Origin of the sequence: Vibrio sp. ArtGut-C1 (assembly GCF_002105475.1) — a bacterium.
In the GTDB taxonomy this organism is placed as follows: domain Bacteria; phylum Pseudomonadota; class Gammaproteobacteria; order Enterobacterales; family Vibrionaceae; genus Vibrio; species Vibrio diabolicus.
This window is the reverse complement of record NZ_NCTH01000002.1, coordinates 99280-114116: the sequence shown is the minus strand read 5'-3', so window position 1 is coordinate 114116 and position 14837 is coordinate 99280. Positions and strand designations below refer to the sequence as shown.

The window sequence follows — 14837 nt, the reverse complement described above, 5'->3', positions numbered from 1 at the left end:
ATCTCCCTTTCAAGACAAGATTTGCGATGAAGAACACACACAACATTCAAGAACGCCTAGAATACCTTAAACAACAACTCCCTTTAGAGATCACTCGCTCTGTCGCTGATACCTTAAAAGAAGATCTAGGTGGCAATGTCGACGCAGATAACGACATTACTGCATCTTTGATCCCTGCCGAGGCGGTTAATACCGCAACGATTATTACTCGTGAGCATGGTGTGTTCTGTGGTCAAGCATGGGCTGATGAAGTTTTTAAGCAGCTCGGTGGTAAGGTCAGTATTGAATGGCACGTAAAGGACGGCGATAAAGTCGAACCTAACCAAACCCTTTGCACGCTGACAGGCCCTGCTCGTGACTTGTTGACTGGTGAGCGTAACGCAATGAACTTCATCCAAACGCTGTCTGGCTGCGCAACAGTTACCGCAGAGTACGCTGAAAAAATCGCGCATACTGAGTGTCGTCTACTAGACACACGTAAAACCATTCCTGGTCTGCGTAGCGCACTAAAATACGCTGTGACGTGTGGTGGTGGCTTTAACCATCGCATCGGCGTGTTCGATGCTTACCTTATTAAAGAAAACCACATCATTGCTTGTGGCGGTATCACTCAAGCCATCCAAAAAGCGAAAGAGCTTAACCCAGGCAAACCGGTAGAAGTAGAAACGGAAAGCTTAGAAGAGTTGAAACAAGCGATAGAGGCTGGTGCCGACATCATCATGCTCGATAACTTCACGAAAGAAATGATGCGTGAAGCCGTAGCGATTAACGCAGGTCGTGCCGCTTTAGAGAACTCCGGCAACATTACGCTAGAGACCATCGCAGAATATGCAGAAACCGGTGTCGATTACATTTCGGTAGGCGCGTTGACTAAGCATCTAAAAGCGATGGATCTTTCGATGCGCTTCAAATAATAAAAGCAACACAATCTAAATTACTTCAACTAACTCAGTGAGTTGTGAGTAATTCATCATTAAAAAGGGCCAATAGGCCCTTTCTTTTTATCCACTAAAAAAATAGTACTACTCGCAAAACTCTGCATGCGATATGCAACTTTTCACCAAAGAGTTTTATCTCACTCGAGAGCCCATCCCTTCCCCATTTTCAACCCACCTTAACTCTCCATAATCTTTCGCTAATGCAAGAGCATTATTAATTTTTAGGAAAGGGTTAAAAATGAAAAACAGTAAACAGAAAAAACAACAGGGTTTTACTCTGATTGAATTGATGATTGTCGTGGCAATTATCGGAGTGTTATCAGCAGTCGCAATCCCTGCATATAAAAGTTATGTGACAAAAAGCGAATTGGCCTCTGGCGCAACTACAGTTAGAAACCTTCTAACAAACATTGATATGTACCAACAGGAAAATGGGACATATGTAGGAATGACACTACCTAAAGTTGGCGCATCTACAACTATGAGCGGACTTGGAAACTTAGCACTAGCTAATTTAACGGTGAGCTCAGCAGATGCTACTTTCACATTTGATAACTCTTCAGTAAACACCGCCGTTATAACGTACAGTAAATCGTCTTCAGGCTGGACATGTTCAATTACTCCAAACAGTGCAACAGCAATTACCGCAGAAACTCGACCAAAAGGCTGCTGATAACATAAATGTTAACAAATCTCTCAACAATTCTTCGCCAAAAAAGGTTACTGACGTTTTCCCAAGAAGAATCGTTAATAGAGCAAGTCAAAGCTTCTGGCATTTCGATGCCGGAAGCTTTACTCAGTTCAGGGTTATTCACGTCAAGCGAACTCGCTGAGCACTTAAGCTCTCTCTTTGGTTTAAATCAGCCCGAGTTATCTCAGTACGAGTACGCTTCGCTTTGTCAGCAACTTGGCCTTAGGGAATTAATCACTCGGCATAACGCACTCCCACTCCAACGTACGCCTTCAACGTTATTATTAGCGGTTGCCGACCCCACGAACCAACAAGCAGAAGATGACTTTCGTTTTGCGACAGGGTTGCAAGTAGAACTTGTTCTCGCTGATTTTCGCGAGCTGACCGCTGCGATTCGGCGCTTATATGGCCGCGCACTTGGGCAGGAAAAGTCTGGGCTAAAAGAGATCAACCAAGAAGAATTAGCCAATTTGGTTGACGTGGGCGCAGATGAAATCGACAACATTGAAGACTTGAGCCAAGACGAATCTCCTGTTAGCCGTTACATAAACCAAATTCTGTTGGACGCTGTGCGCAAAGGCGCATCCGATATCCACTTTGAACCTTATGAAAAGATGTACCGCGTTCGCCTACGCTGTGATGGCATCTTAATTGAAACACAGCAGCCACCAAGCCACTTAAGTCGCCGCTTATCCGCTCGTATCAAAATCCTCTCTAAGCTTGATATTGCAGAGCGACGTTTACCACAAGATGGGCGTATTAAGCTCAAGTTGAATCACGACACCGCGATTGATATGCGTGTATCCACGCTACCGACTCTATTCGGAGAGAAAATTGTATTACGACTGCTCGACAGCAGCTCTGCGTCACTGGATATCGACAAGCTTGGTTATAGCGAACAACAAAAACAATTGTACTTGGATGCGCTGCGTCGCCCACAAGGCATGATTCTGATGACAGGCCCAACTGGGAGCGGGAAAACCGTTTCTCTGTACACTGGGCTGAGTATTCTCAATAAACCAGAAATCAACATTTCTACGGCAGAAGACCCAGTAGAAATTAACTTATCGGGCATTAACCAAGTTCAAGTTCAGCCTAAGATTGGTTTTGGTTTTGCCGAAGCCCTGCGCTCTTTCTTACGTCAAGACCCCGATGTAGTAATGGTCGGTGAGATTCGTGATTTAGATACCGCCGAAATCGCCATAAAAGCATCGCAAACCGGTCACTTAGTACTTTCAACCTTGCATACCAATTCTGCGGCTGAAACGGTGATTCGTTTATCAAACATGGGCGTAGAAAGCTTTAACTTGGCCTCCTCTCTTAGTTTGATTATTACCCAGCGCTTGGCCCGTAAACTGTGCTCGCACTGCAAACAATCACAAGAGCTTACCGTTCAGCTACAACATCTCGGAATTCAAGCAAGCGACAACATTTTTAAAGCCAATCCCGATGGATGCAATGAGTGTACCCATGGTTATTCCGGCCGAACGGGGATTTATGAAGTGATGCGCTTTGATGAATTTCTTTCCGAAGCGCTTATTAAAGGTGCCTCGGTACATGAACTAGAAAAACTCGCCATCGCAAATGGTATGAGCACGTTACAAATGTCGGGCATAGAAAAACTCAAACAAGGGATCACAAGTTTTAGTGAACTACAGCGCGTACTTTATTTTTAATCCTTTAATCAGCAGTCACCTCTATGAAAAGCACTACACCACAACTTAAAAACTTCCGCTGGAAAGGCATCAACAGTTCAGGCAAAAAGACGTCTGGACAAACCCTCGCGATGACAGAAATTGAAGTACGCGAGCGTCTAGACGCACAACACATCAAGATCAAGAAGTTAAAGAAAAGCAGTATCTCGTTTCTCACTAAACTCAGCCATCGCGTGAAAGGCAGAGACATCACGGTGTTTACCCGTCAGATTTCGACGATGTTGATAACTGGTGTCCCCTTAGTTCAGGCTTTAAAATTGGTCTCAGAAAACCATAAAAAAGCAGAGATGAAATCCATTTTGATGAGCGTAACACGCGCCGTCGAAGCGGGTACGCCCATGTCAAAAGCCATGCGCACTGCAAGTGAACACTTTGACCCACTCTATACCGACCTTATCGCAACAGGTGAACAATCCGGTAACTTAGCAGAAGTATTCGAGCGCTTAGCCACCTACCGAGAAAAAAATGAACAACTCCGTGCGAAAGTGATCAAAGCACTGATTTACCCAGCCATGGTAGTGCTAGTAGCGTTAGGCGTGTCGTTTATCATGCTCACCAAAGTCATTCCCGAGTTTGAAAAAATGTTTGTTGGTTTTGGTGCTGATTTACCGTGGTTTACCAGGCAAGTATTAGATCTTTCCGCCTGGACGCAAAATTGGAGTCCGTTTATCGCACTAGGCTCCATTAGTTTATTTATCTCAGCGAGAATCCTCTCTAAGCGTTCAGATTCTTTTCGCTTAATGCTCAACCGCTCTGTGCTTAAATTTCCTGTTCTGGGCCCTGTATTATCAAAAGCCGCTATCGCCAAATTTAGTCGAACACTCGCCACGAGCTTTACAGCGGGTATTCCAATTCTAACCAGTTTAAAAACCACATCAAAAACCTCAGGAAACTTACACTATCAACTCGCCATAGAAGAAGTTTACCGTGATACCGCCGCAGGTATGCCAATGTATGTTGCCATGCGTAACTGTAATGTGTTTCCTGAATTAGTGTTACAAATGGTCATGATCGGTGAAGAGTCTGGTCGACTTGACGATATGCTCAATAAAGTTGCAACGATCTACGAGTTTGAAGTCGATAACACCGTCGACAACCTTAGTAAAATTCTAGAGCCGCTAATTATCGTTTTTTTAGGCATCGTTGTTGGCGGATTAGTGACAGCAATGTACTTGCCAATCTTTAACTTAATGAGTGTATTGGGCTAGAATGAGCTGTTAACTCCTTTAAAACAGCATCTTGCTGATTTCACTCATCGCTCAAGAGACAAATATGGAAGTATTCCAGTACTACCCTTGGCTATTCGTTGTGTTTGCCACCATCTTCGGTCTGATCGTGGGTAGCTTCCTCAATGTGGTTATTTATCGACTACCTAAAATCATGGAACTAGAATGGCGACGCGAATGTGCCGAGTCATTTCCTGAATACAAAATAGAACCTCCTAAAGAAGTGCTGACCTTGAGCGTCCCACACTCCTCCTGTCAGAAGTGCGCAACGCCGATACGTATTCGAGACAACATCCCTGTGATTAGCTGGCTGCTTTTAAAAGGCAAATGCCACAACTGTCAGACAGCCATTAGCGCACGCTATCCACTGATTGAACTGCTCACTGCGTTCTGCTCAGGCTTTGTCGCTTACCACTTTGGTTTTAGTTACTTTACCGTTGCCCTACTCTTTTTCACTTTTATCTTAATCGCCGCAACATTTATCGATCTCGATACTATGTTGTTACCTGACCAATTAACATTACCATTAACTTGGGCTGGCATTGCCTTAGCATTAGTCGAAATAAGTCCTGTTACTCTACAAGATTCTGTCATTGGTGCTATTGCTGGTTACCTATGTCTCTGGTCCGTTTACTGGGGCTTTAAGTTACTTACCGGTAAAGAAGGAATGGGATATGGTGATTTTAAACTACTAGCAGCACTAGGGGCTTGGCTGGGCTGGCAGTCACTGCCGATGATCATTCTACTTTCTTCTGTGGTTGGCATCGTATTTGGCATCATTCAACTACGCTTGCAAAAACAGGGAATTGAAAAAGCTTTTCCTTTCGGTCCTTACTTAGCAATTGCTGGTTGGATAAGCTTAATTTGGGGCGACCAGATTTTAAACTGGTACTTTACTTCAGTTCTAGGAGTGTAAATGGCTTTGGTTATTGGTTTAACAGGTGGTATCGCTAGCGGTAAAACAACCGTCGCGAATCTGTTCAAACAACAATTTAAAATCGATATCGTCGATGCCGACATTGTAGCAAGAGAAGTTGTCGAGCCAGGTACTCCCGGACTAAACGCGATTATTGAACACTTTGGTCACGATATCGTTCGTGAAGACCAAACTTTAGATCGCGCAAAGCTGAGAGAAAAAATCTTTTCAAACTCAGATGAAAAAGCATGGCTCAACGCACTGTTGCACCCAATAATTCGTGAAAAGATGATCGAAGATTTGCAGCAAGTCACCTCAGAGTATGCGTTACTTGTGGTGCCGTTGCTCGTAGAAAACAAGCTAGACAGTTTGTGTGATCGCGTTCTTGTCGTCGATGTAGAACCGAATACACAGATATCTCGCACGATGAAACGAGACAATGTGAGTGAAGAACAAGCTCGCGCTATCCTTGCCTCTCAAGCATCAAGAGAGCAAAGACTCGCGCTTGCAGACGATGTGGTTAAGAATAATCCAAGTGACCCAGATCTTTTGCTTCAAATCACAGATTTGCACGAAAAGTACCTAGCCATGTGTAAGAAAAATCTGCGAAAATAGGAACGAAACTCACAAAGGCTTATGTCGATGACCACGCACAAATTTGAACATCCGTTAAATGAGAAAACTCGTATTTATCTAAGAGTGGAGTCTCTGCTGCGTCAGGCTCACTTGGCCTCTGGGTTTAGCGAAAATCACCAGTACCAACTGTTTTTCCGTGCGTTATTCGATATGGTTGAAATTTTCGAACAGATCCAGCTGAAAAGTGAACTGGCCAAAGATTTAGAGAAACAACGACTGTCGTACCGCCATTGGCTCAATGTTGATGGCGTCGATCAAGACGCATTAAATACCCTACTACAAGAGATAGATGTCGTTCATAGCCAACTGATGGGTGCAGAGCGTTTTGGTCAAGCACTAAAAGAAGATCGCTTCTTAAGCTCTATCCGCCAACGCTTTAATCTACCGGGTGGTTCATGTTGTTTTGATTTGCCAGCGTTACATTACTGGCTTCACCTACCCATTGAACGTAAGAAGCATGATGCGCAGCAGTGGCAAGCAAGCTTAAGGCCCTTGTCTGATGCGCTTTCATTATGGTTAAAGCTCACTAGAGAGACCGGACATTTTAAAGCTCAAATCGGTCGTGCGGGTTTCTTCCAAAGTGACGCTGATGAAGCTAATATTCTAAGACTTCACATCCCAATGAAATATGGCGTTTATCCTATGATTTCTGGCCATAAAAACCGCTTTGCGATCAAGTTTATGTCGTTTGAAAACGGTCAAGCGTGCACACAAGATATTGAGTTTGAACTTGCTGTGTGCAGCTAAGACTCCCCCCACAATCTAAAATTCAACGCTTTATTGCGCTTATATTGGATAAAATTTCGTAGCGGCAATAGCGCGTTGAATAAGCCATCTTGAATTCATTTAGGTATACTACCCTTTAACACCAATTAGTAATGGGACGCTCAACTATGTCTAAAATTACCATCGTTCAATGCCCACAATGTGGCGCCGACGTAGAATGGGGAGAACAAAGTCCTCATCGCCCTTTCTGCAGTAAACAATGCCAAATGATTGATTTTGGTGAATGGGCAGATGAAGAAAACACCATCCCAGGCGCCCCCGATATGTCCGACAGTGATGGCTGGTCTGAAGACCAGTATTAATTGAGGCACTAGGGTAAAGGAATATCCTAGGCTCCTTCTTGGGGAGTCTGAATCACGCTACTTCGTCGCTATCCAGAATGATGAATTTTAACCATTGCGGTCTGTAATCGGTATTCATTCATCCCTTTTCTACTCTGACTATTTTGTGATCTAGCAAAGCTATTTTTATTCGAGCAAGGCGGAAGCGTGGAGAGTATGCCAGTGCATGAGCATCGACAGTACAGGTCGGGTGAAAAGAAACGAGCAAGCTAATTACACAAATAAAAAAACGGAGCCCTAAAAGGACTCCGTTTAAGATGAGAACGCTAGTTATAGCATTACTTCTTAGCAAGTTTCTCTTTGATACGAGCAGACTTACCAGAACGCTCACGTAGGTAGTACAACTTGGCACGACGTACTGCACCACGGCGTTTAACTTCGATGCTATCAACGATTGGAGAGTGTGTTTGGAACGTACGCTCAACACCTTCACCGTTAGAGATTTTACGTACAGTGAAAGCAGAGTGTAGACCACGGTTACGGATTGCGATTACAACGCCTTCGAAAGCCTGTAGACGCTCACGGTCACCTTCTTTTACCTTAACTTGAACTACAACAGTGTCACCTGGTGCAAATTTAGGTAGGTCTGATTTCATTTGCTCTTCTTCAAGAGCTTTGATGATGTTACTCATTTTTTAAATTCCTAGAATAAACTGATACTAAATAAATTAGGTTACTTTGCGTTATGTTCACTAATGAACTCAGCAAGTAATTGTTCCTGTTCGTCAGTCAGAGCTAGGTTTTCCAGGAGCTCTGGTCTTCTAAGCCAAGTTCGGCCCAGCGACTGTTTTAGTCGCCATTGACGAATGTCCTTGTGATTACCTGACATCAGTACCGCTGGTACTTCTTTGTCATCCAATACTTCTGGACGCGTATAGTGAGGGCAATCTAACAAGCCATTTGCAAAAGAGTCTTCTTCTGCTGACGCGAAATCCCCTAGTACACCCGGAACAAACCGAGAGACAGAGTCGATTAACGTCATGGCTGGTATCTCACCACCCGTCATCACAAAATCACCAATCGACCATTCTTCGTCGACTTCAGATTGAATGATGCGCTCATCTATCCCTTCGTAACGACCACAAATCAGAAGCAAGTTCTCATTTGTTGCCAGTTCTTCTACTCCTTTCTGGTCGAGCTTGCGACCTTGAGGAGAAAGGTAGATGACTTTCGTCTTGCCCGGTGAGGCTGCTTTCGCGGTATGAATGGCATCGCGCAAAGGCTGAACCATCATTAACATACCAGGGCCACCACCGTAAGGTCGGTCATCGACTGTGCGATGTTTGTCGTGAGTGAAATCTCTAGGATTCCAAGTCTCAATCGACAAAAGACCTTTTTTAACCGCTTGACCTGTTACTCCAAAATCAGTAACAGAACGGAACATTTCTGGAAAAAGGCTAATAACGCCAACCCACATGTTTATCTCGCTCTGTAATTTTGGAGATTAGAATCCAGGATCCCAGTCAACTTCGATCCGTTGAGCTTCGCGATCAACATTAATGATCACTTGCTCTTCAAGGAACGGGATTAATCGTTCCTTCTGCCCGAAAGCATCTTTAAGATTTGCTTTAACAACCAGAACATCGTTTGAGCCAGTTTCTAGCATGTCAGTAACGACACCTAGATCGTAACCTTTAGTGGTTACAACTTGCATCCCAAACAATTCGCGCCAGTAGAACTCATCTTCTGACAATTCAGGAAGTACCGCAGGGTCAATAGCAATTTCAAAGTTCGTCATTAGATGCGCGTCTTCACGAACATCCATTCCTTCCAGCTTAGCCACCATACCTTTGTTATGGCGCTTCCAGCTTTCTACTTTGTACTCAACCCACTTACCCTTTTGGTTAATGTACCAAGGGCTGTAATCGAAAATGCTTTCAGCATTGTCTGTGTAGGAAAAAACCTTAAGCCAACCTCGAATGCCGTAAGTAGCACCAAACTTGCCTACAACAATCTTTTCGTTGCTCATTGTTTCTTTACCTTTCATCGACATAAACTAGTTTCTACTTTTCAAGTAAAAATTAAGCCGCTTTTTGAGCGTCTTTAACTAGCTTAGCAACGCGGTCAGATACAGACGCGCCTTGACCAACCCAGTGGTTAACGCGGTCTAGGTCTAGACGTAGACCTTCTTCTTGACCTTTAGCAGTTGGGTTGAAGAAACCAACTTTCTCGATGAAACGGCCAGTTGCAGCGTTGCGGCTGTCCGCTACTACGATTTGATAAAATGGACGCTTTTTAGCGCCGTGACGTGCCAAACGAATGGTTACCATGTCGTCCTCTTTGCTTTCTCAAAAATAAAATTAACCCCAAAAACCATTCAAGAAATTAAATAGTTTGGGGTCTCGTGCCAAAATAAAGCTCCGGAATTTTACTCTTCTCCCGGAGCAATGCAAGGAGTTTAGTTACTTTTTCACCAACATAAATTGAATTTAAAGTTTGTGACGTACCTAACACCCTGAATCTAAGCGTGATCGATTAATTAACGACCAAATGGGTTGAAGCCACCGCCACCACCCATGCCGCCCATCATGCCTTGCATGTTGCGCATCATGCCTTTCATGCCACCTTTTTGCATCTTTTTCATCATCTTCTGCATTTGGGTGAACTGTTTTAGTAAGCGGTTTACGTCTTGAACCTGCACACCAGAACCAGCCGCAATACGCTTCTTGCGCGAGCCTTTGATAATCTCTGGGCGTTGACGTTCTTTCATTGTCATGGAGCTGATGATCGCTTCCATCTGTTTGAACATCTTGTCATCGACTTTGTCTTTCACATTGTCTGGTAGCTGAGACATGCCAGGAAGCTTATCCATCATGCCCATCATGCCGCCCATGTTTTGCATCTGGCCTAGCTGTTCACGGAAATCTTCAAGGTCGAAACCTTTCTTCTCTTTGAACTTCTTCGCCAGCTTTTCTGCTTTTTCTTGGTCAACGTTGCGTTGTAGGTCTTCAATTAAAGACAGAACGTCACCCATACCAAGAATACGTGAAGCAACACGATCTGGATGGAACGGTTCTAGCGCGTCAGTTTTTTCACCGACACCCAAGAATTTGATTGGTTTGCCCGTTACATGGCGTACTGACAGTGCCGCACCACCACGAGCATCACCATCAACTTTAGTTAGAACTACACCGGTAAGAGGTAGCGCATCGCCAAAGGCTTTTGCTGTATTTGCTGCGTCTTGACCCGTCATAGCGTCAACAACAAATAGCGTTTCTACTGGGTTGATAGCTGCGTGAAGATCTTTGATCTCCCCCATCATCTCTTCATCAATCGCCAAGCGACCTGCGGTATCGACAATCAATACGTCGTAGAATTTTTTCTTCGCATGGTCAATCGCTGCATTGGCGATATCAATAGGCTTCTGGTCTGGTGATGATGGGAAGAAGTCAACACCGATGTCTGATGCCAGCGTTTCAAGCTGCTTGATTGCCGCAGGGCGGTAAACGTCGGCAGACACAACCAAGACTTTCTTCTTGTCACGTTCTTTTAAAAGCTTAGATAGCTTACCTACCGATGTGGTTTTACCCGCACCTTGTAGACCCGCCATAAGAAGCACTGCAGGTGGTTGAGCGGCAAGGTTTAGCGCCTCATTCGACTCACCCATTACGGCTTCAAGTTCTGTTTGAACGATCTTGATAAATTCCTGACCTGGAGTCAGAGATTTAGAAACTTCTACACCTACCGCTTTTTCTTTAACGCGGTTAACAAATTCACGAACAACCGGAAGCGCAACGTCAGCTTCAAGTAAGGCCATTCGTACTTCACGTAGGGTCTCTTTAATGTTGTCTTCGGTCAGACGACCTTTGCCACTGATATTTTTCAGCGTTTTGGATAATCGATCCGTTAAATTCTCAAACATCTTTGTCTCTTCGCTAAAATGGCGATTAATTAGTGTGAGTATACATTAGCCAAGGTCTGAGTCATACCCGTACCGCTGCTCTATTCTTGTCTCTATTTCTATATGGTGCGGTAACTTATTAATTTCAATATCTCATCTCTCACGATTGATGTCGGATATAACGTAGCCCCAAAGTGTAATGCAAGGTATAATTTCCTCATTGTGCACAATAATATTTAGGATTCATGGATAGCTTAATAGCCATCGCGGCCGCCATACTTTATGTTTTGGCGATTGCGACCATCATACCCGGACTCTCACAGCAGTCAGGAATCAAAGCAAAAACAGTGTTTGCTAGTGCTGCCTGTGCGCTTGTTTTTCATGCGTGGATTTTGAGTGATCTGATTTTTGATGGTGCAGGTCAAAACCTTAGTATTCTCAACGTAGCCTCTTTGATCAGTTTTATTATTTCTCTGGTCATGAGCCTTGCTATGTTGAAAAATCGGTTGTGGTTTTTATTGCCTGTCGTTTATAGCTTTGCTGCTATCAATTTATCTGCTGCCACATTTTTGCCAAGCACGTTTATCAAGCACCTAGAGAATGACCCTAAGCTACTCATTCACATTTCTTTTGCGCTGTTCTCATACGCAACTTTAACTATCGGTGCACTCTACGCACTTCAGCTGGCTTGGTTGGATCACAAACTGAAAACAAAAAAATCTTTGGCGATTAACCCAAACCTGCCGCCTTTATTAATGGTAGAGCGTCAGCTATTCAAAATCATTTTGATCGGTAACTTATTGTTAACTGGCACGCTCATTACTGGCTTTGTCTTTGTGCAGGATATGTTTGCTCAAGGTAAAGCGCATAAAGGCATTCTTTCTTTCATCGCTTGGATTGTGTACTCAATACTGCTTTGGGGTCATTATCAAAAAGGTTGGCGTGGTAGAAAAGTTACTTGGTTCGCTGTCGCAGGGGCAACGCTGTTAACTCTGGCGTATTTTGGCAGTCGCTTTGTGAAAGAAATCATCTTGAATTAAGGAGCTCTAGGGCTCCTATCCTTTATATTTTAGGCTAGATAAAATACAGTACGCCTTAACCCTTTGACTTAACGGACTTACTCAACCGTTATATAACCCAATACTTACAAGGAACAGCAACGTTTTGGACGACATCTCTACGGGTATCTTGTTTGCGCTACTCGCGTGTCTTATCGTCATATCAGGTTACTTTTCCGGCTCAGAAACAGGGATGATGTCTCTGAACCGTTATCGCTTAAAGCACTTAGCCAAAAATGGGCATAAAGGCGCTAAGCGAGTCGAAAGGCTATTAGACCGTCCAGATCGTTTGATTGGTCTTATTCTTATCGGCAACAACCTCGTTAATATTCTCGCGTCCGCCATCGCGACCATTATTGGTATGCGTTTGTATGGTGATTTAGGTGTCGCTATCGCAACCGGTGCACTGACTATGGTTGTATTGGTTTTTGCTGAAGTTACCCCAAAAACAATTGCAGCGCTGTACCCTGAACGCGTGTCTTACGCGAGCAGTATCCTACTGACCATATTGATGAAGTTACTATCGCCTTTGGTGATGCTCGTTAACTTTATTACGAATGGCTTTATTCGTTTACTTGGCGTAAAAGCCGATCACTCAGTAGAAGACCATCTTAGTTCCGATGAGCTGCGTACCGTAGTAAACGAAGCTGGCGGATTGATCCCTCGCCGACACCAAGACATGTTGGTATCTATTTTGGATCTTGAGCACGTCACTGTGAACGATATCATGGTGCCACGTAATGAGATTACCGGTATCGATATTAATGATGACTGGAAATCCATCGTTCGTCAGCTTACCCACTCACCACATGGACGCATTGTTTTTTATCGTGACCAAATTGATGAAGTGGTTGGCATGCTGCGCCTGCGTGAAGCTTACCGCCTGATGCTAGAAAAAAACGAGTTCAATAAAGAGACGCTATTGCGTGCTGCGGATGAAGTCTATTACATCCCGGAAGGTACGCCACTGAACGTGCAAATGTTAAAGTTCCAACGCAACAAACAGCGTATTGGTCTGATTGTTGATGAGTATGGCGACATTATTGGCTTGGTGACATTGGAAGATATTCTGGAAGAGATTATTGGCGAATTCACGACCTCGATTTCTCCAAGCCTTTCTGATGAAATCAGTCCTCAAGGTGACGGAAGCTTCCTCATTGAAGGCAGCACCAATATCCGAGATATCAACAAAGGCCTGAAATGGGATTTACCAACGGATGGCCCAAGAACGTTAAACGGTCTTATTTTGGAGCACCTGGAAGATATCCCAGAGAGCCATTTAAGCGTGAGAGTGGCGGGTCATCCAATGGAGCTTGTTGAGATTGAAGAAAACCGCATCAAGCTCGTTCGTGTTTATCCTAAAAAGAAAAAATAGCCCCTATCTACAACTCAAGATAAGAAATAAAAAGAAAAGAGCCTGATCATGTCAGGCTCTTTTTAGTTCTGGATAAATATGCTTCTTGATAAGTTTTTAGCAACTAGTCGATGCGCAGCTCTTTTAGCATCGATTCAGGCAAAGCAAGTTCATCATTTTTGTTCACCGATACACCAGCATCCAAAATGCTCTTTGCGATCTGTTGTGCTTCTTCTAAAGAGTGCATCGCTGCCGTGCCACATTGGTATTCGTTGAGTTCAGGGATCTTGTTCTGGCTTTCTACCTTTAGTACGTCTTCCATGGCCGCAATCCAAGCATCCGCTACTTGCTGCTCTGATGGAGTGCCAATCAGGCTCATGTAAAAGCCCGTGCGGCAACCCATAGGCGAAATATCGATGATCTCAACAGAATCGCTGTTTAGATGATTGCGCATAAAGCCTGCATAAAGGTGCTCTAGTGTATGAATACCTTTTTCAGAAAGGATGTCTTTGTTTGGCGCGGTAAAGCGTAAATCGAAGACAGTAATCGTGTCCCCTTTTGGGGTCTGCATGGTCTTCGCCACTCGCACTGCCGGTGCATTCATGCGAGTGTGGTCCACGGTAAAACTATCGAGTAAAGGCATTACATCTCTCCTGATTGTAACTCCAATACCTCTCGGTACTGGATAAATGTCATTCATCCCTACAGCACATAAACAGGCTGTAGGTTAAAAGAACCAGCTGCTGTTGTCTTCCAATTCCTGACGACATTGCTTCAGCTGCCAGCCATAAGTTTTTGCAGTTTGTTCAACACGTCGAGCGACTTTGAGCAAGCTGGGCTTTCGCTTATAAGTACCTCGCTTGTACCCACCTCGACCTTCATGATAAGCCAGATATTGACTGTATGGGTCCCATAACGAAATCCCTAGTTGGCGCCTCGTTTCGTGAGTATACCAACCGACAAACATCACTGAATCATCAAAGTTGGTACGAGAACCGCCCTGACCCGTCGCATCTTGGAAATCTTCCCAAGCAGGATCTTGAGCTTGAGCGTAACCATACGCACTGCTGACTCGTCCCCAAGGGATAAATCCCAATAAATAGTCTTTGGGTGGTTTCGCATCGTGCCGAAAGCTGCTTTCTTGTTTAATGATAGCCATAGCGACATGAATGGGGGTTCCCCACTTTTCTTCCATATCTTTGGCATCATCATACCAGCCGGATTTCTCTCGAAATATCTCACATAAATTATTCTGCTGCTTTGGCGGTGCCGTGGCACAACCTGCAAGTAACATGCTTCCGAGTACCGATACTACTAACGGTTTAATGTTCAATC

At 44.2% G+C, this 14837-nt stretch carries 17 protein-coding genes; 10 read left to right on the top strand and 7 right to left on the bottom strand.

From position 1 onward, the window contains the following. The first annotated feature begins 26 nt into the window (after positions 1-26). The 8 genes from nadC to yacG all read left to right on the top strand — a co-directional run bounded on the left by nadC (position 27) and on the right by yacG (position 7210). Complete coding sequence (gene nadC / locus B7360_RS02285) at positions 27-914, top strand: carboxylating nicotinate-nucleotide diphosphorylase (protein ID WP_085342650.1); 888 nt, start codon at positions 27-29, stop codon at positions 912-914. Between the two features lie 262 nt (positions 915-1176). Continuing rightward, complete coding sequence (locus B7360_RS02280; RefSeq protein WP_085342649.1) at positions 1177-1611, top strand: type IV pilin protein; 435 nt, start codon at positions 1177-1179, stop codon at positions 1609-1611. Positions 1612-1619: 8 nt separating this feature from the next. Then, complete coding sequence (gene pilB, locus B7360_RS02275) at positions 1620-3305, top strand: type IV-A pilus assembly ATPase PilB (RefSeq protein ID WP_085342648.1); 1686 nt, start codon at positions 1620-1622, stop codon at positions 3303-3305. A 23-nt stretch (positions 3306-3328) separates the two neighbouring features. After that, positions 3329-4552, top strand: a complete 1224-nt coding sequence (locus tag B7360_RS02270) for a type II secretion system F family protein (protein ID WP_017635918.1) — start codon at positions 3329-3331, stop codon at positions 4550-4552. A gap of 64 nt (positions 4553-4616) precedes the next feature. Then, entirely contained in the window at positions 4617-5486 is an 870-nt protein-coding gene (locus tag B7360_RS02265) for an A24 family peptidase (RefSeq protein WP_085342647.1), read from the top strand. Next, positions 5487-6101, top strand: a complete 615-nt coding sequence (gene coaE / locus B7360_RS02260; RefSeq protein WP_047008979.1) for a dephospho-CoA kinase — start codon at positions 5487-5489, stop codon at positions 6099-6101. A 27-nt stretch (positions 6102-6128) separates the two neighbouring features. After that, complete coding sequence (gene zapD / locus B7360_RS02255) at positions 6129-6869, top strand: cell division protein ZapD (protein ID WP_085342717.1); 741 nt, start codon at positions 6129-6131, stop codon at positions 6867-6869. Between the two features lie 146 nt (positions 6870-7015). Beyond that, on the top strand, positions 7016-7210 hold the full coding sequence (gene yacG, locus B7360_RS02250; protein WP_005396692.1) for a DNA gyrase inhibitor YacG: 195 nt from the start codon (positions 7016-7018) through the stop codon (positions 7208-7210). Positions 7211-7527: 317 nt separating this feature from the next. On the opposite strand, the gene rplS is transcribed toward yacG, so the two are convergent. From rplS to ffh, 5 genes are all read right to left on the bottom strand, one after another. Next, a complete protein-coding gene (rplS, locus tag B7360_RS02245) occupies positions 7528-7881 on the bottom strand; it encodes a 50S ribosomal protein L19 (RefSeq protein ID WP_005379971.1) in 354 nt (117 codons plus the stop codon). Between the two features lie 41 nt (positions 7882-7922). Continuing rightward, positions 7923-8666, bottom strand: coding sequence for a tRNA (guanosine(37)-N1)-methyltransferase TrmD (trmD, locus tag B7360_RS02240; RefSeq protein WP_085342646.1), 744 nt, complete (start codon positions 8664-8666; stop codon positions 7923-7925). Between the two features lie 27 nt (positions 8667-8693). After that, positions 8694-9242, bottom strand: a complete 549-nt coding sequence (gene rimM / locus B7360_RS02235) for a ribosome maturation factor RimM (protein ID WP_005379964.1) — start codon at positions 9240-9242, stop codon at positions 8694-8696. 28 nt (positions 9243-9270) lie between these two features. Further along, positions 9271-9519 (bottom strand): 30S ribosomal protein S16, encoded by a 249-nt coding sequence (gene rpsP / locus B7360_RS02230; RefSeq protein WP_005379962.1) that lies wholly within the window; start codon positions 9517-9519, stop codon positions 9271-9273. 209 nt (positions 9520-9728) lie between these two features. Beyond that, positions 9729-11111, bottom strand: coding sequence for a signal recognition particle protein (gene ffh, locus B7360_RS02225; RefSeq protein ID WP_005385423.1), 1383 nt, complete (start codon positions 11109-11111; stop codon positions 9729-9731). Between the two features lie 224 nt (positions 11112-11335). Here ffh and B7360_RS02220 point away from each other — a divergent pair, with 224 nt between their 5' ends. Both B7360_RS02220 and B7360_RS02215 read left to right on the top strand, forming a co-directional pair. Then, positions 11336-12130, top strand: coding sequence for an inner membrane protein YpjD (locus tag B7360_RS02220; RefSeq protein ID WP_047008980.1), 795 nt, complete (start codon positions 11336-11338; stop codon positions 12128-12130). 124 nt (positions 12131-12254) lie between these two features. Beyond that, entirely contained in the window at positions 12255-13523 is a 1269-nt protein-coding gene (locus B7360_RS02215; RefSeq protein ID WP_005396696.1) for an HlyC/CorC family transporter, read from the top strand. 103 nt (positions 13524-13626) lie between these two features. On the opposite strand, the gene luxS is transcribed toward B7360_RS02215, so the two are convergent. Together luxS and B7360_RS02205 are read right to left on the bottom strand one after the other, a co-directional pair. Further along, on the bottom strand, positions 13627-14145 hold the full coding sequence (luxS, locus tag B7360_RS02210) for an S-ribosylhomocysteine lyase (protein ID WP_005396698.1): 519 nt from the start codon (positions 14143-14145) through the stop codon (positions 13627-13629). An 84-nt stretch (positions 14146-14229) separates the two neighbouring features. Then, positions 14230-14835 carry a hypothetical protein gene (locus B7360_RS02205; RefSeq protein ID WP_173669995.1) on the bottom strand — a complete coding sequence of 202 codons (606 nt, stop codon included), beginning with the start codon at positions 14833-14835 and terminating at the stop codon, positions 14230-14232. Between the last annotated feature and the right edge of the window lie 2 nt (positions 14836-14837).

Excerpts from the sequence above, each read along its gene's own strand:
- nadC (WP_085342650.1), top strand. The coding sequence starts at position 27 with ATGAAGAACACACACAACATTCAAGAACGCCTAGAATACCTTAAACAA.
- B7360_RS02280 (WP_085342649.1), top strand. The coding sequence starts at position 1,177 with ATGAAAAACAGTAAACAGAAAAAACAACAGGGTTTTACTCTGATTGAA.
- pilB (WP_085342648.1), top strand. The coding sequence starts at position 1,620 with ATGTTAACAAATCTCTCAACAATTCTTCGCCAAAAAAGGTTACTGACG.
- B7360_RS02270 (WP_017635918.1), top strand. The coding sequence starts at position 3,329 with ATGAAAAGCACTACACCACAACTTAAAAACTTCCGCTGGAAAGGCATC.
- B7360_RS02265 (WP_085342647.1), top strand. The coding sequence starts at position 4,617 with ATGGAAGTATTCCAGTACTACCCTTGGCTATTCGTTGTGTTTGCCACC.
- coaE (WP_047008979.1), top strand. The coding sequence starts at position 5,487 with ATGGCTTTGGTTATTGGTTTAACAGGTGGTATCGCTAGCGGTAAAACA.
- zapD (WP_085342717.1), top strand. The coding sequence starts at position 6,129 with ATGACCACGCACAAATTTGAACATCCGTTAAATGAGAAAACTCGTATT.
- yacG (WP_005396692.1), top strand. The coding sequence starts at position 7,016 with ATGTCTAAAATTACCATCGTTCAATGCCCACAATGTGGCGCCGACGTA.
- rplS (WP_005379971.1), bottom strand. The coding sequence starts at position 7,881 with ATGAGTAACATCATCAAAGCTCTTGAAGAAGAGCAAATGAAATCAGAC.
- trmD (WP_085342646.1), bottom strand. The coding sequence starts at position 8,666 with ATGTGGGTTGGCGTTATTAGCCTTTTTCCAGAAATGTTCCGTTCTGTT.
- rimM (WP_005379964.1), bottom strand. The coding sequence starts at position 9,242 with ATGTCGATGAAAGGTAAAGAAACAATGAGCAACGAAAAGATTGTTGTA.
- rpsP (WP_005379962.1), bottom strand. The coding sequence starts at position 9,519 with ATGGTAACCATTCGTTTGGCACGTCACGGCGCTAAAAAGCGTCCATTT.
- ffh (WP_005385423.1), bottom strand. The coding sequence starts at position 11,111 with ATGTTTGAGAATTTAACGGATCGATTATCCAAAACGCTGAAAAATATC.
- B7360_RS02220 (WP_047008980.1), top strand. The coding sequence starts at position 11,336 with ATGGATAGCTTAATAGCCATCGCGGCCGCCATACTTTATGTTTTGGCG.
- luxS (WP_005396698.1), bottom strand. The coding sequence starts at position 14,145 with ATGCCTTTACTCGATAGTTTTACCGTGGACCACACTCGCATGAATGCA.